The sequence below is a fragment of the Bacteroides sp. AR29 genome, from assembly GCF_900217715.1.
Taxonomy (GTDB): domain Bacteria; phylum Bacteroidota; class Bacteroidia; order Bacteroidales; family Bacteroidaceae; genus Bacteroides; species Bacteroides uniformis.
The window spans coordinates 29,858-53,056 of the sequence record NZ_OBMS01000008.1; the positions used below are offsets into that span (position 1 = coordinate 29,858).

The window sequence follows — 23,199 nt, forward strand, 5'->3', positions numbered from 1 at the left end:
TCTTCTTTGCGATTTACAATGCCCCATCACCCCGAACGGCAAATAGTAACTTGTAAATAGTAAAATAGTAAATACCAAAAAGTCCTCAGTCTTCTGAAAAATGTACCAATACTTCACGGTACGAGTTGAATATCTTCGACTTGGACACGAAGCCCAAGTATTTGTTTTCCGCATCCACCACCGGCAGATTCCACGCCTTCGTATCATCAAAGGTACGCATCACCCGCTCCATACTGTCCGTATCATACAGACGTGCCGGAGCCGAAGTCATCAGTTTTCCCACCGTAAAGCGATGATATAACTCCTGGCGGAACATAATGTTCCGGATATCGTCCAACAAGACAATGCCAATCAGCACCCCTTCCTTATCCGTCACGGGAAAGACATTGCGATGCGAGGCAGAAATGGCCTTTACCAGTTCGCCCAAATCCATTTCGGGATGCACGGTCACAAAATCCTTTTCCACCACATTCTCCATCTTCATCAGGGTAAGGATGGCCTTGTCCTTATGGTGCGTCAACAGTTCTCCTTTCTTGGCCAAACGCATGGAATAGATACTATGAGGCTCGAACATGATGATGGTAAGATAAGAACTGACGGAAACAATCATCAGTGGCAGAAACAGGTCGTATCCTCCCGTAAGCTCGGCTATGAGGAACACGCCGGTCAGCGGAGCGTGCATGACCCCACTCATGACCCCCGCCATTCCCATCAAGGCAAAGTTCTTCTCGGGCAGATAAGCCGTCATCTCTATTTCATTGCTGAAATGTGAAAAGACAAAACCGGCAATACAACCCAGATACAACGAAGGTGCGAAGATACCGCCGCAACCGCCCCCGCCATTCGTGGCACTCGAGGCAAAGACCTTGAACAGAATAATCAGTATGAGGTATATCAGCAACAGATTGCCGTGCCCGTAGAAGAAGGAATTATTCATCACCGTGTCCCATTCGGCATTGCTCATCCCATTCAGCAACAATTCTATCGTATCGTAACCTTCGCCATACAACGGTGGGAAAAGGAATATCAGGATACTCAGCATGGCACCGCCCATTATCAGTTTCTTATAGGGAGTTCTCAACCTTCCGAACACGCCTTCCACAGAGTTCATGGCCCGGGTAAAATAAAGGGAAACCAATCCGCAGAAGATACCCAGCATAATGACATACGGAATACGCTCCAGTTCGAAAGCTTGGTCCAGATGGAATTTGAACATGGCATCCGTACCCGTCACGATATAGGAAACAGTTGCAGCCGTCACCGCAGATATCAGCAACGGCAACAAGGAGGACATTGTCAAATCTATCATCAGTACCTCCAGCGTAAATACCAGACCGGCAATCGGCGCCTTGAAAATGCCTGCAACCGCACCGGCAGCACCACATCCCACCAATAGCATCAGCGTACGATGCTCCATCTTGAAGATGGTTCCCAGATTGGAACCGATAGCCGAACCCGTCAGCACAATAGGCGCCTCTGCCCCGACCGAACCACCGAAACCGATGGTAATGGAACTGGCTATGATGGACGACCAAGTGTTATGCCGTTTGATGCGTCCCTGCCGCCGCGAGATGGCGTATAGGATTTTGGTAACACCATGACTGATGTCGTCCTTCACCACGTAGCGGACAAACAATCCGGTCAGGAAGATACCCACTACCGGATAGACCAGATAAAGGTAGTTGGCTTCCGTCGCATTGAAATTATCCGTCAGGAAGTTCTGTATCCAGTGTATGATGACTTTCAGTATCAGTGCGGCGAATGCCGTAAAGATACCTACAAGAAAACTGAGAATCAGTATGAACCGCTTTTCCTTGATATTCTTTTCGCGCCATATGATGAAGCGCTGCAACAAACTCCTCTTGTCCTCTGCCATTTTTCCTTTTATTCGCGAATAATCTTAATGACTCCGCCCTTGCCCAACTTGATGATACTGGACGGTTTCGGGCGTCCCGTTTCCTCCTGGCGGTATCCTACTATATAATCCACCGCAGACTTGATGTCTTCACTTATTTCACTGAAGTTACCGGGAGACGGTTGCCCGCTGACATTGGCAGAAGTAGAGACTATCGCCTTGCGGAACTGCTGACAAAGCCGTTTTGAAAATGCCTCACTGGTGACACGGATACCTACACTACCATCTTCGGCAAGCAAGTTAGGAGCCAGATTACGCGCTCCGGAATAAATTATGGTAAGGGGCTTGTCAGCCAGTTCTATCAAATCCCAGGCAACCTCCGGAACATCCTGCACATAGAAATCCACCTTTACCGGAGAATCTACCAATACCAGCATCGCCTTACTGTCAGAGCGTTGCTTGATTTCATATACACGGCGCACCGCTTCTTCATTGGTAGCGTCACAACCTATACCCCAAATCGTATCTGTCGGATACAGAATTACCCCGCCCTCGCTCATTACCTGGCAGGCTTTTTTGATGTCTTCTATCATTTCTTGATATATAAGTTCACGGATTAACACGCAAAAATAGTATTTTTGCAGCGATTATAAACAAAGTTTAAGAGAAAACAATGGAAGAAATTCAATTTAACCACACCCTGCCCATACAACTACGCTTCAATGACGTCGACAAATTCGGCCATGTAAACAACACTGTTTACTTCTCTTTTTATGATTTAGGAAAAACGGAATATTTCGCTTCCGTATGCCCGGATGTAGATTGGGAAAAGGATGGTATCGTTGTCGTCCATATTGAAGCAAACTTCCTCGCACAGATTTATGGTTCGGACCATATCGCCGTGCAAACTGCCGTCACTGAGATAGGAACCAAAAGCTTCCACCTCGCCCAACGGGTCATTGATACGGAAACCCAAGAAGTAAAATGCGTATGTACCTCCGTCATGGTAGCCTTCGACCTCGCCAAACACGAGTCCAAGCCACTGGAAGAAAAATGGATTGAAGCAATCTGCAAATATGAGGGAAAAGATTTGAAGAAAAAGAAATAAAATCCTATATTTGTCAATTAAGCTAACATTTGTATAAGTAACAATCAGTTACATTTAGTCAACTGCTATGATTCGATTGATATTATTGACCGATTTTACAGAGTCCTTTTCGTACAATCTGCTAAAGGGGGTATTGGCCTATTCCAAAAGCCATGAGCCATGGGTAGTATGCCGTATGCCACCCTCCTACAAAAACAGTCATGGTATAGAAGGAGTCTTGAAATGGGCAAAGACATGGCATGCAGATGCAATCATCGGCAGATTTGACAATGATGACAACGTGGAGCTATTCCGTGAAAACGGAATTATCGCATTGGCCCAGGATTATAAATCAAGGTTCAGCAATATTCCAAACATCACCGGCGATTACCGCAAGACCGGCAGAATGGCAGCAGAGTTTTTTCTGAGTAAAGGCTTTCAGAACTTCGCATTCTATGGTTATCGCGATACGGTATGGTCACAAGAACGTTGCGAGGGTTTCTATGAATGTATAGCAGCCCAAGGGTTTGGAAACAATTTCTATTCTTATCAGGACCAATCCCTTGATGACTTATGGTTTTATGAAGCACCGCCCCTGCTCAACTGGTTAAAGTCATTGCCACAACCTACGGCACTCATGGCTTGCGATGACAATCAAGGTAACCGCATTACGGAAATCTGTAAAGTCAACAACATCAGAGTGCCCGACAAGATAGCAATATTAGGAGTCGACAATGATGAGATTATATGCAATCTTTCAGACCCTCCCCTATCCAGTATCAGCCAAAACATTGTAAGAGGCGGATTTGAGGCAGCTGCCCTCATAGAACATCTATTGAATGATGAGGAGGCCACTTATCAGGACGTAGTGCTCCAACCAGTTAATATAATCAACCGGCTTTCGACCGACTTCTATTCTACCACCGATGCCCATATCCAAACCGCTCTGAAATATATCCATCAGAATATAGCAGCTGATATCACTGTATCGGATATAGTGAAACAAGTACCATTATCACGCCGTTTATTGGAGATTCGCTTCAAGCAAGTCACCCAGCAATCCATCCACAAATACATCTTCAACCTTAGGATGGAACGCTTTGCCCAATTGCTGTTGGCCAGTGATGCTCCGATTGCAGATGTGGCGGAACAAGTCGGAATAAACAATCTGAAGAACTTGTCCCGCCAATTCAAAGCTTTGAAGAAAGTCTCTCCCAATGAATATCGGAAAGAGTACCAGACAAAGAGTTACCAGCGCTGATTTAATCCGGTACAAACAACATGGTATCAGGTAACACGGTTTCCAGAACATTCCGTCCCGAATACCCGACTTCCAATTCCTGGCCCATGTAATCTTCGAAATACAGCAGATGCAACTCGTGGTACCCTGCTTCGAGAGCGACTTTCCCTTCGGCACGGCGTCCGCTGTGTCCACCGTCGTTATCAACAATCAATTTACCGTCTATGTATAGTTTAGAACCATCATCGGAAAAAGTATAGAAACGGTATACTCCCCTTTCTGGAATTTTCACCAACGTACGGAAATCATAAGCAAAATGATCAGGGACGGCTACTTCTTCAATCGAGAAGTTCTTCATCACCCCTTCCTTCACTTTATTGCAGGCGGCAATATCGGCAACACGTTTACATTTGCCTTCATAATAGGTATATGCCACGCCCTGCTTCTTGGGAGAAGTTCCCGTAGCCGGCAAATAAGCCATACTCTGCTCCTCATCCGAATTCAGACCTGAAGGGTAATAGTAGGCAGCCTCCCTTCCCGAAGGAGTGGAAATCCATGTGTCAAATTTGAATTGGTCTTCGTACAGTTCAATGATACGGGCTCCTCTCGTCAACTCTCCATACGCATCCGCACCGGTCACCCGTCCGTATCCCAATGCAATACCTTTATCTATTCCTATAAAATCGTTATCATGGTCATGTCCTACAAATACTCCCATTACATCCCTCATGTCAAGGAAGGAAGCAAACATACCAGAATTGATATTAGCAGAGGCAACTCCACCTTCTTTGTCATTGCCATAAGTTTTCCCGTCACCTCTGATTTCGTTGTATTCAATCAGCGGAATATGGAAAAAGGCCAAAGCAGGAACGGGATTACCACCGTTCTTCTCTGCAAAGTGTTTACTTTGCTTTCTGTACCATTCTATTTGGTCGAAATGAATCCAGTCGTAAGCACCATAGATTTTATTAGGCTGATAGTCGTTGGAATCCATGCAATAGAGCAATGCCTCTACCTGGTCCTTCTTCTCCGGACTATAAATAGAAATCACACAATTACCACATCCCATAATATCTTCAGGGCCTTTTGCCCCCACATAGTAGGGAGACTTCAAGAGGAAATCATAGATTTCATTGCGCGTCAAGTATTCTGCATCATGGTTTCCCATCATCACCACAAAAGGCATCTTGGCTTCATTGAAAATATCCACTACACTTTTCCATCCATCCATAGCAGGGTCATCGGTCACCACATCCCCACTCAGTATAGCAATGTCCGGATGTTCGGCTGCCAGGACAGCACGGATAGTAGCTGCCGTTTCGGCACACTTTGCAGAACCCGGCATCCAGTGCAAATCTGTAAACTGTGCTACTACAAACCTGCCATCCTTAAAAAAGAATTGCTTCTGCGCAAAAGCCGTTACCGGCATACAGCCCAACAGTACAACTAAAAGAACAACTATTTTCTTCATAATTTCTTGAGATTAATATATTTCTATTTCATCTATTGCCAACTCACTCTGCAACCCTTCATGAAAATATCCTTTCGGGCACAAGCCACCACTCAATAATTCCAAGCGGACAAATGTAGCTTCCGTTTCGGCAAATGAAAGAGATGCCGGAAAACGGGTGCCTTCCGTCAAGCTAAAATCATAAGTCAGCCGTTTAGTGCCCACCGGAATAAAAGTCTGACCATCCATTGAAACAGAAACACTCATCGCCCTTGCCGGCCATATCTCATTTACCGGCCGCCATAAAGAAGAAAAGGCCACTTCCTTGACTTTTTGAGGTTTCTTCAGTTCCACTACAATCTGTACAGTATCCTGGTAGAAGCTAATCCAGCGACGCATGTCGCGGGCATAGCCACGTCGTCCATCAGTCAGCCCGAAGCCTTCATTCAGGTGTTCCCATCCTGCTGCAGGATTACAAGTATAGTCACATCCGGTTGCCTTGTTTACAGCAAAGCTCTTGCGGGTCACTTTCCCCAACGGCTTACCGTCTCTGTAAACTGCCGAATAAACAGTTGCATCCTCGTCCAACGGTATCGGAGTCTTATAAAGGGAAGATGAAGTGTTGACCGTTGAATCATTTACCGCATAGTAAATATCGGCATCCGGACAGAAGGTGTTCAAAGTCACCTCATAAGTCTGCTGCGACTTGTTCCACGCACCAGCCTGATTGACTTCATAGAAGTTGCGGCAAGCATTCACTCCGCAATAATCCAATCGTTCAAACTCCTTATCCAGCCTACGGGCAAACGACTCGAAGTCCTTATGTTCCGGCTGTGTCCATTGCACCTCTGACATAGCCAGCAAACGAGGGAAAGCCATATATTCAAAATACTCGGGAGTCTGTATGTACTCTCCCCAGATATTGGCTTGTACACCTATTATATAAGCTTGTTCTTCCGGAGTCAGTTCAGCAGGAAGCGGGTTATAATTGTACACCGTATCCAACGGAAGAAAACCGCCGATAGCCAACGGGGCAAATTCCGGACTTTCCTGGTAGTAATCCAAATAACACTTTTTGCCGGGTGTCATAATGACTTTATGCCGTTGGTGAGCCGCTTCGATACCTCCTTTTTCGCCACGCCATGACATGACGGTAGCATTAGGAGCAAGCCCTCCTTCCAGAATCTCATCCCACCCGATGATGTCACGCCCTTTACTGTTCACAAATTGCTCAATCCGATGGATAAACCAACTTTGCAGAGCTTCTTCGTTGGGCAGACCTTCCCACTTCATCAAATGCTGGCAATGGGCACACTTCTTCCATGCTTTCTTGGGACACTCATCTCCACCAATGTGGATATAATGGCTGGGGAAGAGTTCCATAACTTCGGTCAGCACATTTTGTAAGAATTCAAATGTATGCTCTTTGGGACAATAGACCTCATCAAAAACATCAAAATAATCACGCACCACATAAGTCTTTCCCAGTCCGCAAGAAAGTTCCGGATAGGAAGCCAGTGCTGCGGATGCATGTCCCGGCATTTCAATTTCGGGAATGACCGTAATGAAACGGTCGGATGCATACTTCACAATTTCCTTTATTTCTTCCTGCGTATAATAGCCTCTCTTTTCTTTTCCATCGTAACGCCGTGGAAAATAATAATCAGAGTGTCCTATCTGAGTCTGTTTACGATAAGAACCTATTTCAGTCAGTTTCGGGTATTTCTTTATTTCTATTCTCCATCCTTGGTCATCTGTCAGATGAAAATGGAATTTATTCAATTTATAGAATGCCATCAAATCAAGAAACTTCAGCACTTCCTCTTTTGGCAGAAAATTACGCCCTACATCCATCATAGCCCCACGATGAGGGAAACGGGGAGCATCCGTAATGCTGACAGCAGGAATCCTAATCTTTCCTTCGTATTTCCGGTCACCATCATAAATGGCTGCCGGCATGAGCTGCAGCAAAGACTGGACACCATAAAAAAATCCGGCGGCAGTTTCATTGGAAGATATATTTATCCTATCGGAAGAAACCTCCAATGTATAGGCCTCATTGGGCAAGGAATTATCTATAGATAAGCAAATATCGGCCTTTCCCGTTTCCGAAATATCCTTCAGCGTTACAGAAGTGTTTTTCAACGCATCCTCCAAATAATGAAAAACTTTCATCGCGGCTTCCCCGGAAGGGACAGCCACTGTTTTTTTCCCTTGCAAGACATACACTCCCTGCATTGGAGCAAGTTCATTCGGCATGGGTATAATACCATAGTTTGCCGCTACATCATCAGCCACTCTCCCACAAGAGAGAAAAATGAATGACATAGCCAGTAACCAATATCTTATCTTCATAGTATTTGGGATAATAAGTTGGGATATTCCTTGATTGTATTCAGTATCAGTTCACCGAACAAAGTATTTGTCCAGGCAAACCAGGAACGAGTAAAGTCCGCGGCATCCTCCGAATGGAAAGACTCATGCATAAAGCCCGTCCCTCCATCCGTATCACGAAGTTGCTTCAGACAAGCACGTATTTCTTCGGAATCATCCGTTGTAAAAGCCTTCATAATGATGCTCATCGGCCAGATATAATTCAATCCCACATGAGGGCCTCCTACCCCTTCACCGGCTTTTCCTTTAAAGAAATAAGGATTATTGCCGCTCCATATCATTTTACGGGTATTCTGATAAATCGCATCTTTAAAAGAACAATAACCCAGATAAGGCGCAGCCAGCAAACTGGGTACATTGGCATCGTCCATACAAAGCGCGTTACCAAAACCGTCGACCTCAAAAGCATAAATACGCCCACAAACCGGATGATTGAAAGTACCATACCTACGGATAGCTGCATCCACTTCATCTGCCAATGTTATACATTCTCCGGAGAAGTCCTTGTTTCCATAAACTTTATCCTCTATCTCAGCCAATTGGCGCAATGACACAACCGCAAACATATTAGCAGGAATCAGAAAACCGTATTGTGTAGCATCATCTGACGGACGGAAAGAAGAAACGATTAAGCCGACCGGCTTTACCGGTGCTCCCCATCCGTTGTTAATCTGCGAATCTGTAGGGCGGTCGCAATCGCGCGTAAAGCTATAAGGTCCTAAGCCTTGTTTCCTCTGTTGCTCTTTAAAGGTCTTGACCACCAGCAGCATAGCTTTATGCCAATTTTCATCGAACACAGACGTGTCTTCCGTGTATTGCCAATAATGATAAGCCAGACGAATGGGATAGCACAAAGAATCTATCTCCCATTTGCGTTCATGCAGTTCCTTAGCCATATGTTGTGTATGGTCGGTTTCCCAATAGCTGCCCAACGGCCCGTCGTTGAAGGCATTGGCATACGGGTCTATTAAGATACATTCAGTCTGTCTGTTGACAAGTCCTGCCACCATCAACTGCAAGTCCTTATCTTTCTTCATCAACGGCAGATAGGGCCATACTTGCGCTGAAGAGTCGCGCAACCACATGGCATCTATATCACCTGTAATGACGAAAGTATCTGGTCTGCCATTCTTCACTCTATATCTGACAGTAGTGTCAAGCGTATTGGGAAAACAGTTCTCGAACATCCAACGCAACTTCTCGTCCTTTATTTTAGGCTTTGCTTCTTCAATGGCAGCATCTACTGCCTTCGAAATGAAGTTCCTTTTGCTTGCAGAAGGACGCAACGAAACATATCTCTGGCTGAAAGTCCCGGATGAAGATAATACGGAAGCGGGCTGAAAGGTCATTGCAGCCAAGGCAAGCCCGCCAGTCTTCAGAAATTGGCGTCTTGACATATTGTTTTTCATGATTGATTTCTTCTTTAATAGGTATGCTTACCGGATGTCACATTTATCTTTTTCTCTTTTCCACCATAGAGTACACACAGTTCAAAATCGATATTGGAATCTACTGTAATACGAGGTTCATCACTTGCAGAACGGCGTGCTTCAGCTTTTAAGGAGATAAGCCCTTCGGGACCAAAAGGATAGCGTTCTATGCCGTTAATCTCCGTCAAATTCATATCCCAGATAATCTGCTTTTTGGCATAATCTCCCCGAATACCGATAATAAATTCTATCAATTCAGCAATAGGAGGAAGTCCTGCCCAACCCACAAAATTATCCCTTGCCATAAATCCCGGCTCAGCACTTTCCGGAGCATAATATTCCCAAAAAGTTCCAGTCTTCTTATAGACCTCAAACACCTGGGCATAATGATTCAAACAAATCTCCCGTGCCAGTTTACCATAACCTTTCTGCACAAGGCCCTGCATCACCATGTAATTAGTTCCCGGCCATACGCCACCCTGCCAATAACGGCCATTCTCCTTGTACTTGGGATTATCGGCAGACAAAGAAGGAATACGGTGTTTCCGGTTGAATGTGGCAGGATTATCCAATTCCTTCACCATGCGGTCCAACTGTACAGAATCCAATACATCAGTAAACAGAGCCCAATAGGCACCTATTCCCTTGGTTGTACAGAGCGTACCGTCAGCATACTGGTCATAAAGGAAACCGGTCTTTTCATCCCAAAGATTGTCATGGATATATTTTCCCAGCATTTTGGCTTCGTCTTCAAACTCTTCTATCTCTTGCCAACGTTCCAGATAAAAGCCCATCTCAAGTAGTAAATTGGCAGTAAATAATTGCTGTAGGTTTGTATCTAACCAAATCATATGCCCGTGACTGTAGATAGGGCTGTATTCCGACGGAACACGGGGCATATTATCCATGCCGGTCCCCCATCCGCTTGACCAGTAGGTTCCATTTCTCCAAGTATGGTTCAATTTCAACCACTTATAATAAGCACAAAGTACCGGAAATATCTTGTGCAGGCGTTCCGTATCACCAAACTGATGGAAATAGACCATCTCACACCAAGGCATCAAATTCGGTCCGGTACTCACCGGATCATAGCGTTCAAAGCAATCGGCACCATCCGCCTTTATTTCACGGCAAATGAAACCGTCGGGATGCTGCTTGGCGTAAAAGTTGTTCAGCGTATTCTGGAAAGGAAAGAAACGGGTACCATAGCGGGCAAACATCAGAATGAAAGAGGAATCCCACATAAAGATATTACCATTATAAGCTGTATCCAAATAGCTTGAGACAAAACCCGAGCCTGCTTGAGGAGCACGAATATTGCCGATAGCTATTTCCCATGCCTTCCAATACATTTCAAGTTCCTTGTCATGTCCACCCCAAATGGGATTGGGAAGAATCTGCCGAGCTTCTTCGAAGCTTTTCGGCACAATCGTCTCAGGTTTTGCCACACGATACTCATTTTCAGTGACCAGCGGTTCCTTTACATATGTATTTTTATAAGGCAAATGATACTTTTCATCATTGCCACAGCTCTGAGCTTTCAGCAAAGGGAGAGTGGAAAAAGAAAGCAAGCTTACCAATAAAATGTGTTTCAACATAGGAAATAGTTATTTTTTAAATTACAAATTGAGCAGTTTTTTTATCTTGTCAAAGATAGCAGTATTTTCAAAAATCCCTGTAAACTCCTCTGCACCGGGACCAAAAGCATACACTGGTACCATTACACCGCTATGACCACCGGTAGAGAACTTACATACGATTCTGCCTTCTGCCAAATCTCCATCAACCAACGTAAGTCCACCAGTCTCATGGTCTGCAGTAACTACTACCAATGTTTCTCCATCCTTGGCAGCCCATTCATAAATGGCACCGATAGTACGGTCAAAGTCATGTGTTTCCTGCATCAGCAAATCAATGTCATTGAAGTGTCCGTAGTCATCCAGCTGCGAACCTTCTATCATCATAAAGAAACCGTTTTTATTTTGGTTCAGCAATTCGATACCTTTCAATGAAGCACGTGCCAAAAGGTCGCCACGTTCAGCAGGAAGAGGAGTATCGACGGGATAAGGTACGGCAAATACCTTACCACTCTTTATGCCAGCCAATTCATCCCAACTGCGAGGAGTCTGAAATCCTTTATCGCGTAGTTCCTTAAACAAGTCACGTCCATCTTCACGGTTTTCGAAAAGCTTGGCACCTCCACCGAATACATAATCGGCACTGCAATTAACGTAATCTGCTACGATTTCAGCTTCCGCATCCCTATCCTTGTTATGGCAACAAAAATCAGCAGGAGTGGCATCCCACAGACGGCAAGTCACCGCTATACCGGTCGATTTACCTTTAGCAGCAGCCAGGTCTACCAATGATTTCAAAGGACGTCCTTCGGTATCTACACCCACAGAATGATAGTTTGTCTTCTGCCCCGTAGCTATGGCTGTTCCACCCGCTCCCGAGTCTGTAATCAGCTTGTTGGCACAATAGGTTTTAGACAAACCCACTACCTGGCAGTTATCCAAAAACAACTTGCCTCGATTGGCTGTCCAGGCAGAATATACGTGCATAAGACTCATGCCATCACCAATCATCAAGATGACATTCTTTATCTTCTTGCCCTGGGGAGGGGTAATCTTTGTCACCTCATAAGGTTGGTCCAAAACATAGGTCTGTTCTTTATCACGGCGGCTTTGTGCCGATAACTCTACCGGCAGTAGCAAGACTGCCAAGAGCATAACGATACATATTCTTAATATCTTAGTCATAATTATTGTTTTATTATTCAACCGTTACTAAAATAGGGGCATGGTCGGAGAGGAAAGCATTATTCTCTGTTTCAGCCAATACACCATACCTCAAAACTTTCAGTCCATTACGTACAAAAACGTAATCAATCAGCGGACGTTTATCGTAAGGAATCTTTCCGAAATCATGGAAACTCCATGCCGGACCATAAACAATTGCCGATGCCTGGCGTGCATCTGTCAAGTGTTCCGGATTGGAAGGGTCAGTCACGTGTTTGATGACATCCGATTCCGGACTAGCATTAAAGTCGCCCGTTACTACTACGGGTAAGTTACCACTCAACTCATTTACTTTATCCAGCATAAGGCTTATACCTTCACGACGTGCAGCAACACCTACATGATCCAAGTGGGTATTCAATGCGAAGAACTCCTTGCCACTTACTTTATCTTGCAGTTTTGCCCATGAAGCGATACGCTCACAAGCTCCATCCCAGCCCTTGGAACCGGCAACTTCAGGAGTCTCGCTCAACCAGAAATAGCCAGAATCCAGCAAGTTGAAACGATCTTTCTTATACCAGAGTGCACTATATTCACCCTTTTCCTTTCCATCTTCACGACCTACACCGATGACTCCGTATTCCGGCAATCGTTGTTTAAGGTCTTCCAACTGATTATGAAGTACTTCTTGCGTACCCAATATATCCACATCATAAAAACGGATGGCATTTGCCGCGCGGTCTTTACGGTATTGCCAGTTGTCCAAGCTATCTTCCGGATTGTCATAGCGAATATTGAAACTCATGACATTAACGGGCTCTGGTGCAGGTGCCTGCTGCTTCACCTGTCCGCATGATGCAGCGAACAAAGGTAAAAATAACAAAAATAACTTTCTCATAGCATATATATTAAACTATTATTTCACAAATAAAGCCGATGCAGGAATGGGTGCCAACTTCTCGGCAGAAGGCAGTTTCCAAGCCCAGCTCAAATACTCACCTTCATAATCTTCAAAGTAATAGAGCTTGTAAGGATGAAAACCTTTCTTCAGCGCGACCATTCCGGTAGCAGGAATTGCAGCATGGGAAGCATCATTATTGACTACCTGCTCATCGTGAATGTACAAGACACTGCCATCGTCCGAACGGGTCTGGAAAGTATAGACTCCATCTTCGGGAACATTTATCAATCCAGAAAAGATATAACCGAAATGATCCTCCTGCTTAGCACCCTTAATAGAAGGTTCGGGCATGACACCAGACTCCAGCAACGGTGACTTTTCTACATCAGCCACTTTCTGGTAAGTGCCTTCAAAGTACTTATAAGATGTACCATTCTGAGTAGGATTTACAGAAAGAGCAGCCTTCAATTCAGCTTTCGTTGCCGATATGGATAATGTTCTGCTTGAGCGGAGACCTTCCTTGAATCCTTTGGCTTTTATTAAAGTGGTCTTGTCCAGTTCAAAAGGCTGCTCGTACAATACCGATTGCTCTGTGGGCTCGCTGCCATCCAATGTATATCTGATTTCGGCATCCTTGGTTGTTGTGGCCAATGCAACCGTTACCTTATCCATAAACAAGTTCAAATCCTTATCCACATAGGGAATGGAAACGACTTCATCTTTAGTATAGGAATAAGGGGATGCTTCAGAGGAAACACCTCTCTCCATATTCGGCTTGTCGGACAAAGTAAAACGAAGTTCTCCACCTTCCATCAACTGTGCATAAGTAATAAAATTTACATCTATCGGTTGTCCGTTCAATTCTACTTTTGTGATATAGACATTCTTCTTCGGATTGTTGGCAAGGATGGTCAAAGTCTTTCTATTTGCCAGGTTGACAACCGCTTTCTCAAATAGAGGAGTAGTCAGTGCAAATTCATTGCTTCCCGGACAAACTGAATAAATACCCAAGCAGGATAATATATACCAACCGGACATCTGTCCACAATCTTCATTACCAATGATTCCTTCAGGCGTAGGAGCGTACATTTCATGGAGCAGACGGCGTGTCATTTCCTGCGTCTTCCAAGGCTGTCCGACGTAATCGTACAGATAGGCGATATGATGGCTCGGCTCATTGCCATGAACATATTGACCTATCAGTCCGGTAATATCCACTAAATCGCCATGTACACCCGACTCTACTGTAAAGATAGAATCGAGTGCGGTAATAAACTCTTTCTTACCACCAAACAGTTGTGCCATACCGCTTACATCGTGAGGTACAAAGAAGCGATACTGCCAGGCTGTGGCTTCCGTATAGGCACGACCTACCTCAATAGGATTGAAGGGAGTTTCCCAGTTCCCATCCATCCGCTTGGGGCGGAAGAATTTTGTATTACCATCAAAAACATTGATATAGTTCTGGGAACGTTGAATATACTTTTGATAAATATCATCCTTACTCATTTCCTGAGCCATACGTGCAATACACCAGTCATCATAGGCAAACTCCAGCAAACAAGAGATGGACTCTTTCTTTATATTAGAAGGAATAAAGCCATTCTGAATATAGTAATCAGCTCCCTTTTTGTTCTTTTCAGAAGAAACTACCATAGCTTCCAACGCCTTTTCCGCGTCAAATCCTCTAATACCCTTCATATAAGCATCTGCTATAACGGACACTGCATGATAACCAATCATAGTTCCCGTCTCTCCGGCAGAAAGCGGCCAGATAGGAAGTTCACCCGAAGATTCGTAAATGTCCAGAAAGGAATTTATCATATTATTGACCAAAGTTGTATCAATCAAAGTCATCAACGGATTCCATGCACGGAAAGTATCCCAAAGCGAAAATGTAGAATATTGCACTTTGCCTTTTGGCAATTGCCCAATTTCCATATTATGACGGCGGTACTCACCATTGATATCACTCACGACATTGGGTACAACCATAGAATGATACATGGCTGTATAGAAATTCTTCAAGTCGTCCGTATTGCCGCCTTTTACCGTAATAGCAGAGAGAGCTTGTTCCCAAGCGGAACGGGCAGCACTACGCACGGCATCAAAATCGAAACCTATCACCTCGGTTTCCAAATTCTCACGTGCATTCTTTTCACTGACAATGGATAATCCAACTTTGGCTATAACCGGCTCTCCATTACTATTATCGAAGGACAAGCAAGCCTGCAAATCGGTACCGTTCAACTTAACTCCTGCAGAAACCATCTTTTTATTCTGTATAAAGTCTATGGCCTGAAAAGGTTTCGAGAACTGGGCTACAAAATAAACGTACTGATTGTCCGTCCATCCCCTGGTTCTGCGCATACCTGTTATTTCGTTGGCGGCAGTCTGTTCAAGTTCAGCCTCATAAATATATTCGTTATCAAGCAAATGAGTCAAATCTATAATAATAGATGCTTCTTTGCCGGAAGGAAACGTATAGCGGTGCATACCGGCGTGTGCCGTTACCGTCAATTCAGCTTTTATTCCTTCTTCTTTCAGAACAACCGAATAATATCCGGCAGAAGCATCTTCGTCTTTATGGGAAAAAGCCGCTGGCTGGTAAATGCTTTCCGTAGTCAAATCCGGTTTCAGCGTAGTAGGACGAAACAGTATATCCCCAAGATCAATGCATCCGGTCCCACTTAAATGTGTGTGTGAAAAACCTTTTAGAGTCGTATCATTATAATGATACCCCGAACAAGCATCCCAGTTTCCGGCACGCGTGTCAGGACTTAACTGTACCGCCCCGAACGGAACGGTTGCCCCCGGATAAGTATGCCCATGAAAGCCGGTACCTATAAAAGGGTCTACATAGTCTACGGGAGATAGTTCACCGGATGTACAAGAGCAGCAAGCCCAAAAGGCAGTAGTTGCACATATAAGAGTTTTTAATTTCATCAGACTGTATATTTGAAGAGCGCTGCAGACTGTCGGGAATGCCGTCTCTCCGTATATTAAAATGATTTTATGAATAGCCTTTGCAAATGAAAGAAAAAGAAGAAATATCTGCAAGGATCAATACCCGAAAATACCAACCCCTGCAGATTAGACCAATGGCAATGAGGTCTTTTTTTATATTTTATCTCTTTCAGAGAAAATATCAATCATAATGAGGATTCTGTTTTAACTTACCATCAGATTTGGTAATCTGAACCGAAGGATAAGGGAATACGATCATGTAATCCTGATAAGCAATCTTATCCGTATAATCCTCATACTCACCTACAACGAATGTGGAAGCAGGGTCCTGGCGGTTGGCATAATGACGTACGCGCGGACGGGCATTCAATTCGGCAGCAGCCAAAGCCTTTATTTCAGTATTGCCTGAGCGATACCAGCGTTTCAAATCATATAAATGGTCTGTAAACTCAAATGCCAATTCACAACGGCGTTCATGATATAGGTCAGCCATAGTAGCAGTGCCCGTCAATAATGCAACATTGGCACGTTTACGAATGCGATTCAAATCAGCCGTAGCCAAGTCCGCTTTATTAGTCATCAAATAAGCTTCCGCACGGAAAAGTAACATTTCTGCAAAACGGATAACCGGGAAATTAATACGTACCGTCGGCCAGTCTCCGTTTGTATTGATATACCCCTTATTGGCTGCATCTTCATACTTAAAGGGATCCATGTATTTATTAATCATAAAACCGGATTCAATATCCGAGCTTGAATAAAAAGCACGGGATTCACCCAAGAATTGAAATTCCTGACCATACTCTAAAACCGTACGAACCAAACGGTCATTACCAGCTCCGTCTTTCAACATCTCTTCGTAAATATCATAAGACGGCTTGTTCTGTCCCCAGCCATTATATTGTCCCCAGCCTTTGTTCTCAAGGACAACTCCCGGAAACTCCGAACCGCCACCTTGAGAGCCACCATTTCCAGGAATAGTCCAAATATACTCTTTATTCCACCATTTAGAGAAATCAGAAGAGAACAACTCTTCATAAGTACCGGCTAAATCACGTCCGTAAGCAGTTTCCAGTTCATTGACCATACTGATTACATTTCCCCATTGTGTAGCATCCCAAGTTGCCCAATAAGCATAAACTTTAGCTTTAAAAGCTACTGCAGCCGCATCGTGCGCGCGTCCTCTATCATTATCTCCATACTCTTCAAAACGGGGCAAATACTCTATTGCCTTGTCCATATCCGAGATAATCAATTTATAATTATCGATGACCGAAGCTTGCTGAGGAGGAATAGAATTGTCATAGCCACCTTCAAAATCTTCATAACGGACAAAAGGTACCCCTTGTGTATCAAGACCGTAACGATAAGCGATCAAGAAATGAGCCCATCCACGAGTGAAGTAAGCTTCACCGAGACTTCTCTTTTCAATATCACTCAAAGTGGTGCTTTTCCCTTTCTTAAGCAACTCTTGTATTACCCAGTTGGAACGTGCCATCACTTTGTACATAGTATCAAAAATAGTACGCAAAGGGGATTCGTCTCCTGTATATTTCAATGTAGCAAGTGTTGGAAAATCACGGGTCTTTCCCCACACAACGTCGCACGCGGCACCTTGTTCCCAAAACAGTTCGCGTCCATATACAGCTTCCTGATGAAATCTTTCATACAATGCATCTACAGCATCAATAGCCTGCAGGTCATTGGTAAAATAAGTCGTTGTAGTAGCATCTCCCTCTGGTTGCACATCAAGGAAGTCACTGCAAGAACTCATAAGCAATGTGGCAGACATCGCAAAAAATAATATATTTTTTTTCATAATCATTCTTCTCTATTAATTATTAGTAAGTCAATTTTACACCAACAGATAATACGCGAGATACCGGATATTTCAAAGCATCCCAGCCACCACATTCAGGATCCATACCAGAATATCCAGTGATAGTAGCAAGATTTTCACCACTGAAGTACACAGACAAACGGCTGTTACGGTCATTCAAATGAGACCACTTGCGGAATACATCGCTTAAATCATAAGAAAGGGTTACATTCTTCAAACGCAGATAAGAAGCATTCTCCAAATACCAATCAGATGCAGTCGTAAAGTTTCCATTCGGGTCATTCTTTGACAAACGAGGAATATCAGAACCGGTATTTGTAGGACTCCAAGCATTCAATATCTCGCTGGAACGGTTAAAGTTTCCTTCTACATCACTCAACAGCATGTACTTTCCTACATATAAAGCTTTTGCTCCACCTACTCCCTGGAACATGGCACTGAAAGAAAGTTTTTTCCACGTCATTCCCAATGTAAAGGCAAAAGTCGTCTTCGGAGTCGCACTACCCATATACTGACGGTCTGCATCCGTAATTTTACCATCGCCATTATGATCCACAAACTTCAAGTCACCAGCCTTGGCATTCGGCTGAATACCTACCCACTCTTTTTCACCATTATCATTGGTCACATATGTTCCATGTTTAGCATTCCACTCGGCAACTTCTGCATCACTTTGGAACAAACCATCTGTCTTAATCAAGTAGAAGGAATTCAGAGGTTCCCCTTCCGTACTCTGCATCATATAAGGGATGCTACGGAACCTTTTATCATTAGGCCACAAACCCGGATTGCCATCCGCATCCTTCACACCTATATCTGATACCCAGTTCTTTAAATACGAGAAGTTACCCGATACGAAATAAGAAAGGTTTTTGTTAATCTTATCGCTCCAATTAGCTTGAATCTCAAAGCCACGGTTACGCACTTCACCTTGATTGATTAACATGGCATCGAGTCCCATAGTAGAAGGCCACCCCATTGATTGTGTCTGAATCAAATTGAAAGTACGTTTATCAAAATAGTCTAATGATACCGACAAACGGTTTTTAAACATCTCAACATCCAAGCCCAAGTCAGTCTGTTCTGAAGTTTCCCAGGTCAAATCAGGATTTAACGCAGAGCCGTTGTAAATCAAAGTATTCCAGATATTATTTGCCTCAGGACCATATTGTGCTTGTTCTGTCCACGAGCTTTTCTTCAACAAAGCAGACTTATAATTAAGCCCTATAGAGCTCAAATTACCTACACGCCCCCAAGAAGCACGCAATTTCAGCAAACTGATAAAATCACTCTTCTTAAAGAATTTTTCATTAGATATTTTCCATCCAAGGGTCACTGCAGGGAAATCACCATAGTTATTTTCCTTAGGCAAACGTCCAGCATAATCACGACGCCAAGATGCAGTAGCAAAATAACGGTCATTATAAGAATAAGCCAAACGGGCAATCAACGACACATTGGCATCAGGTCCAGTCAAATAGTCAGATGCTGTCACTGATCCTGCATACGCCATGTATTGTAAAAATTCCGATTCATCCGCAAAATCCTTACCCGTCACTTCCAGTCCACGCGTTTCAGAATGATCTGCCGTAGTCGAGAACAAGGCACCAACCGTATGTTCACCGAATGTCTTATCATAAGTCAGGGTATTTTCCGTCTTCCAAGCATCTCTACGGTAAGTAGTTTCTTGAAGATTATTCGACAAAGCCGGTTTACCTACTTCATCACGAATAGGATTGAACTTCTTGTAATGATTAGTCTTCATATTATAAGTAAAACGACTCGTAAACTTCAATCCAGGAAGTACATTAGCTATCTCCAAGCTGGTAGTGCTCCATATGTCACTTATCTTGTCATACAAATTCTCTGCTTCCAATAGACGTACCGGATTTACAGCATCCCCGTGGATATCAGAGAAATTCGAACCATATTTTTCAATATAGGCAGGATCTTCCGTAGTCACACCACCATAACTTCCGTCCAACGGATTATAGACAGTGGCACTTGCCGGCATGTAGATAGCCGAAAGGATAGGTCCTGTATAAGCATCGTTATCCGTAGCTTTGGAACGTTGGGTAGTGTTCTGCCATACAAAATCCTCACTGACGCTCACCCACTTGTTCAGCTGCATTTTACCATTATAACGTAATGTAAGATTCTTCTTGAAAGTATTAATCAAAACACCTTCATCATTATCGTAAGCAAAAGATATACGATTTGAAAAATTATCAGAACCTACATTCAACGCTACGTTATGACGTTGGTAGAAGGCAGTGCGGAAAATCTCATCCATCCAATCAGTACGAGTCGTACCTATCCATGGATTTTTGGTAACATCCCAACCGACTGGAAGCGAAAGTCCTGCATTTTGATGAGATATCTTACGCATCTCAATCTGCTGCTCCGCATTCAGTGGTTCTATCAAATTGGTAGCCTGACGAATACCAAAAGTGCCGTCATAAGTCAACGAAGGAGCACCTTGTTTCGCTTTTTTGGTAGTTACCAACACAACACCACCTGCACCAGACTGTGCGCCATAGATAGCAGCAGAAGCAGCATCCTTCAAAACAACGATACTTTCAATATCATTCATGGATGAGATAGGTGCACCGGGAACACCGTCCACAACCCAAAGTACATTGTCTCCATCTTGTGAGCCTTGACCACGAATCACAATGTTAGGAGAAGAAGTTGGGTCGCCACCATCGGCCGTAATGGTAACACCTGCCAGCTGTCCCTGCAGCATGCCTTCGGTAGAAGTTACCGGGCGAGCAGCCAATTCTTCAGTATTACTTACTACACCCACTGAAGCAGACAAGTCCTGCTTACGTGTATTCGCACCATACCCTAATACAACAACCTCATCCAGAAGTTCTGTATCCTCTTTAAGCACAATTACCATTTGTTTTTCTGCCACTGGTACTTCCTGAGTCACATAGCCGACAAAACTGATTACCAATACGCCGTTTTTATCGGCCGAAACATTAAAGTTTCCGTCAACGTCCGTAATCACTCCATTAGTCGTCCCCTTTACTAACACATTGGCACCAATCACAGGTTCGCCAGTCTGATCCTTTACTGTTCCTTTCACAGAAATCTGCTGTGCATAAGCACCTGCCGACAAGAACAGTCCCAACAATAGGGTCAGAATCGTTCGATAGATTCTAAGATTTACTTGTTTCATGCATTCAAAATTTAAAGTTTATAATATAGAAAATTATAATTCCGCCACAAAGGTCAGAAAGCAGAATTACATAGTTATTACAAAAGGAACAATTCTCTAACAGTCCTTATTTATGCGTAAAATAATATAACTGCAAAATATTTATTATTTTCAATCAAACCGTATAGGGATTATTACTCAAGAAGAGCGGCAGCACCCAATAAACTGGAATCCTTTTGATGCGAAGCCACCACACTCACATTATCCGATATAATCTTGTAGGGAAAACTTTGCATTGTTTGTTCCATAGCATTTTTAAAGAAAGGAAAAGCCGATACAATACCGCCTCCTAAAACAATAGCCTGGGGAGCATAGGCAAAAAGAATTGCCTTTATAAGATTACCCAAATGCCTCCCAAACTCTTTCCAAATCTCCAATGCAGCTTGTTCTCCTTGCTGGGCTTTTTCAGCTACTACCGCACCGGTAGTGCCATAACGTTTAAACAAGAAACTACTGCAATAGTGTTCAAAATCAGAGTCCAAATAAGGAAATGAGCCTATCTCACCGGCTCCCATATATTGCCCACCATACAAACGACGGCCAATGACAACGCCAGCTCCAATTCCGGTCCCAATAGTAACGCCTACCATGTTGGTATAAGATTTTCCTTCGCCGTATAGGCTCTCCCCCAAAGTGAAACAGTTGGAATCATTATTAATGGCAACTGCCACCTTGAATTCGTTCTCCAAAATCTCCTTCAAGTGTATTTCTTTCCAAGAAGATATATTTGCTACATTATATACAATTCCTTTCTCCGGATCAACAATTGAAGGGACACCGATACCGATACCATCTACCTGCTCATTCATCATATTCCGAATAAGCTGGGAAAGCTGGTTTAGCACAGTAGAAGCATCTTGCTGAGCTAAACATGGAACCGACACTTTATTCAAGCAGTTCCCTTTTTCCACTTGGGCTATTCGAATATTGGTTCCTCCTAAATCTATTGACAGTTTCATAGTATATAACATTAAGGTGTTCAACATGTGCAAAATTAAGAAAATGCTTTTTTTTCAGTATTCCCAATTGCGCATATAAATCTTCATTTTGCGCAAACATTACTGTCAATCAAATATTCCACCAAATCTTTTCCTCCAGGTTCACTGACAAAATCGATAAAAACAATACCGCAATTCCGGCTATTCTTTTGTTTTAAATAGTCAGCAATAGGCTTGTTCACCTTATCAGCAAAGACTTTAGGGGTTCCCAAGGGCAGCCCCGTCGCACTTACAAAAGTAATTCCCCACCGACGTGAGGAAACCGGCTCAGCAGACATCCCTTCAATATTACGGACACAAACCCCTACCTTCTTCCCGGCCTCCTCACCCGATTCATATTGATATTCATCTTCGAGCAAAGCCACTCCTTCCTTACCATCTTTATTGCGAAGAGTGAGCAGGCAAGTACTGTCATCCTCCCAACCTACACATGCTGCTCCAGGATAATTATCCATAGCATGATCCCTATGCAGGAAAAGAATCTTTCCACGGCAATCTTTCAGCGTCAGTTCAGGGCGAAAGTCCATCACGAAATAACTTTGATACTCAGGGCTGCTTAAAGAAACGGACAGCAGAGAAGCATAATCCCGCAATTCTCCCCCTTCCTTTTTCAAGGAAACAATCAAAGTCTCAGAAGGATATGTTTGCAGAAAGTGTATAAAAGCAGGTAAAACATCATCTTCCCAATATATATCCTGAAAGGCATGACTGTGAAACACCCCCAGTTTATTACCCTTCTTTTCCAAACGGATATCGAAAGCACGGATGCCTTGCCGTAATTGAGCAGGAATATCTGTTGCTTGCGTTTTCAACATATGCCCTCCTTTGATACTACCGCTATCGTGTGAACCAGGAATAGAAATCTTACATATAGGAAGCGTATCATGGAGAATCCTCATCCACTCAAGCCGCAGTGCAACCTCATCCCGCGCCTCCGCACAAGTATCCTGCAATCTGAAAGCTGTAGCACAAACCGGAGCATTCAATAGAAATATGGTCAAAGCTAATACAACAACTGTTCTTAATCCGTTTCTCTTCATAGTATATTGCTTTTAAGTTTACTGCATGCAAAT

At 43.7% G+C, this 23,199-nt stretch carries 15 protein-coding genes; 2 read left to right on the plus strand and 13 right to left on the minus strand.

What is annotated here, in order from left to right; genetic code table 11:
• Positions 1–85: 85 nt before the first annotated feature.
• On the minus strand, positions 86–1,876 hold the full coding sequence (locus CSD97_RS06980) for a chloride channel protein (protein WP_005830052.1): 1,791 nt from the start codon (positions 1,874–1,876) through the stop codon (positions 86–88).
• Positions 1,877–1,884: 8 nt separating this feature from the next.
• Positions 1,885–2,448: an L-threonylcarbamoyladenylate synthase gene (locus CSD97_RS06985; protein WP_005830050.1), complete on the minus strand. Its 564-nt coding sequence runs from the start codon at positions 2,446–2,448 to the stop codon at positions 1,885–1,887.
• A gap of 80 nt (positions 2,449–2,528) precedes the next feature.
• Between CSD97_RS06985 and CSD97_RS06990 the strand changes: the two genes are divergently transcribed.
• Positions 2,529–2,963, plus strand: coding sequence for an acyl-CoA thioesterase (locus tag CSD97_RS06990; protein WP_005830048.1), 435 nt, complete (start codon positions 2,529–2,531; stop codon positions 2,961–2,963).
• A 67-nt stretch (positions 2,964–3,030) separates the two neighbouring features.
• A complete protein-coding gene (locus CSD97_RS06995; protein ID WP_005830046.1) occupies positions 3,031–4,203 on the plus strand; it encodes a DNA-binding transcriptional regulator in 1,173 nt (390 codons plus the stop codon).
• Between the two features lies 1 nt (position 4,204).
• On the opposite strand, the gene CSD97_RS07000 is transcribed toward CSD97_RS06995, so the two are convergent.
• The 11 genes from CSD97_RS07000 to CSD97_RS07050 all read right to left on the minus strand — a co-directional run bounded on the left by CSD97_RS07000 (position 4,205) and on the right by CSD97_RS07050 (position 23,166).
• Positions 4,205–5,653, minus strand: a complete 1,449-nt coding sequence (locus CSD97_RS07000) for a PA14 domain-containing protein (protein WP_005830044.1) — start codon at positions 5,651–5,653, stop codon at positions 4,205–4,207.
• Between the two features lie 12 nt (positions 5,654–5,665).
• Positions 5,666–7,987 carry a glycoside hydrolase family 20 protein gene (locus CSD97_RS07005; protein ID WP_098032156.1) on the minus strand — a complete coding sequence of 774 codons (2,322 nt, stop codon included), beginning with the start codon at positions 7,985–7,987 and terminating at the stop codon, positions 5,666–5,668.
• Positions 7,984–9,435 carry a glycoside hydrolase family 125 protein gene (locus CSD97_RS07010; RefSeq protein WP_005833321.1) on the minus strand — a complete coding sequence of 484 codons (1,452 nt, stop codon included), beginning with the start codon at positions 9,433–9,435 and terminating at the stop codon, positions 7,984–7,986. The genes CSD97_RS07005 and CSD97_RS07010 overlap by 4 nt, the downstream gene beginning before the upstream one ends.
• 14 nt (positions 9,436–9,449) lie before the next feature.
• A complete protein-coding gene (locus CSD97_RS07015; RefSeq protein ID WP_005830037.1) occupies positions 9,450–11,054 on the minus strand; it encodes a trehalase family glycosidase in 1,605 nt (534 codons plus the stop codon).
• Positions 11,055–11,075: 21 nt separating this feature from the next.
• The gene (locus CSD97_RS07020; protein ID WP_098032157.1) at positions 11,076–12,218 is read right to left on the minus strand and encodes an alkaline phosphatase; all 1,143 of its coding nucleotides are present in this window, start codon (positions 12,216–12,218) and stop codon (positions 11,076–11,078) included.
• Positions 12,219–12,231: 13 nt separating this feature from the next.
• Entirely contained in the window at positions 12,232–13,095 is an 864-nt protein-coding gene (locus tag CSD97_RS07025; protein WP_005830032.1) for an endonuclease/exonuclease/phosphatase family protein, read from the minus strand.
• An 18-nt stretch (positions 13,096–13,113) separates the two neighbouring features.
• Positions 13,114–16,044, minus strand: coding sequence for a GH92 family glycosyl hydrolase (locus CSD97_RS07030; RefSeq protein WP_098032158.1), 2,931 nt, complete (start codon positions 16,042–16,044; stop codon positions 13,114–13,116).
• 202 nt (positions 16,045–16,246) lie between these two features.
• Positions 16,247–17,884: a RagB/SusD family nutrient uptake outer membrane protein gene (locus tag CSD97_RS07035; protein ID WP_005833325.1), complete on the minus strand. Its 1,638-nt coding sequence runs from the start codon at positions 17,882–17,884 to the stop codon at positions 16,247–16,249.
• Positions 17,885–17,906: 22 nt separating this feature from the next.
• Positions 17,907–21,089: a TonB-dependent receptor gene (locus CSD97_RS07040; protein WP_005833326.1), complete on the minus strand. Its 3,183-nt coding sequence runs from the start codon at positions 21,087–21,089 to the stop codon at positions 17,907–17,909.
• Between the two features lie 173 nt (positions 21,090–21,262).
• The gene (locus tag CSD97_RS07045) at positions 21,263–22,087 is read right to left on the minus strand and encodes an ROK family protein (protein WP_005833328.1); all 825 of its coding nucleotides are present in this window, start codon (positions 22,085–22,087) and stop codon (positions 21,263–21,265) included.
• Positions 22,088–22,170: 83 nt separating this feature from the next.
• Positions 22,171–23,166 carry a phosphatidylinositol-specific phospholipase C gene (locus CSD97_RS07050; RefSeq protein WP_098032159.1) on the minus strand — a complete coding sequence of 332 codons (996 nt, stop codon included), beginning with the start codon at positions 23,164–23,166 and terminating at the stop codon, positions 22,171–22,173.
• Positions 23,167–23,199 lie beyond the last annotated feature (33 nt).

Bases quoted from the DNA above. Each gene is read 5' to 3' on its own strand.
- CSD97_RS06980 (WP_005830052.1), bottom strand. From the start codon at position 1,876: ATGGCAGAGGACAAGAGGAGTTTGTTGCAGCGCTTCATCATATGGCGC.
- CSD97_RS06985 (WP_005830050.1), bottom strand. From the start codon at position 2,448: ATGATAGAAGACATCAAAAAAGCCTGCCAGGTAATGAGCGAGGGCGGG.
- CSD97_RS06990 (WP_005830048.1), top strand. From the start codon at position 2,529: ATGGAAGAAATTCAATTTAACCACACCCTGCCCATACAACTACGCTTC.
- CSD97_RS06995 (WP_005830046.1), top strand. From the start codon at position 3,031: ATGATTCGATTGATATTATTGACCGATTTTACAGAGTCCTTTTCGTAC.
- CSD97_RS07000 (WP_005830044.1), bottom strand. From the start codon at position 5,653: ATGAAGAAAATAGTTGTTCTTTTAGTTGTACTGTTGGGCTGTATGCCG.
- CSD97_RS07005 (WP_098032156.1), bottom strand. From the start codon at position 7,987: ATGAAGATAAGATATTGGTTACTGGCTATGTCATTCATTTTTCTCTCT.
- CSD97_RS07010 (WP_005833321.1), bottom strand. From the start codon at position 9,435: ATGAAAAACAATATGTCAAGACGCCAATTTCTGAAGACTGGCGGGCTT.
- CSD97_RS07015 (WP_005830037.1), bottom strand. From the start codon at position 11,054: ATGTTGAAACACATTTTATTGGTAAGCTTGCTTTCTTTTTCCACTCTC.
- CSD97_RS07020 (WP_098032157.1), bottom strand. From the start codon at position 12,218: ATGACTAAGATATTAAGAATATGTATCGTTATGCTCTTGGCAGTCTTG.
- CSD97_RS07025 (WP_005830032.1), bottom strand. From the start codon at position 13,095: ATGAGAAAGTTATTTTTGTTATTTTTACCTTTGTTCGCTGCATCATGC.
- CSD97_RS07030 (WP_098032158.1), bottom strand. From the start codon at position 16,044: ATGAAATTAAAAACTCTTATATGTGCAACTACTGCCTTTTGGGCTTGC.
- CSD97_RS07035 (WP_005833325.1), bottom strand. From the start codon at position 17,884: ATGAAAAAAAATATATTATTTTTTGCGATGTCTGCCACATTGCTTATG.
- CSD97_RS07040 (WP_005833326.1), bottom strand. From the start codon at position 21,089: ATGAAACAAGTAAATCTTAGAATCTATCGAACGATTCTGACCCTATTG.
- CSD97_RS07045 (WP_005833328.1), bottom strand. From the start codon at position 22,087: ATGAAACTGTCAATAGATTTAGGAGGAACCAATATTCGAATAGCCCAA.
- CSD97_RS07050 (WP_098032159.1), bottom strand. From the start codon at position 23,166: ATGAAGAGAAACGGATTAAGAACAGTTGTTGTATTAGCTTTGACCATA.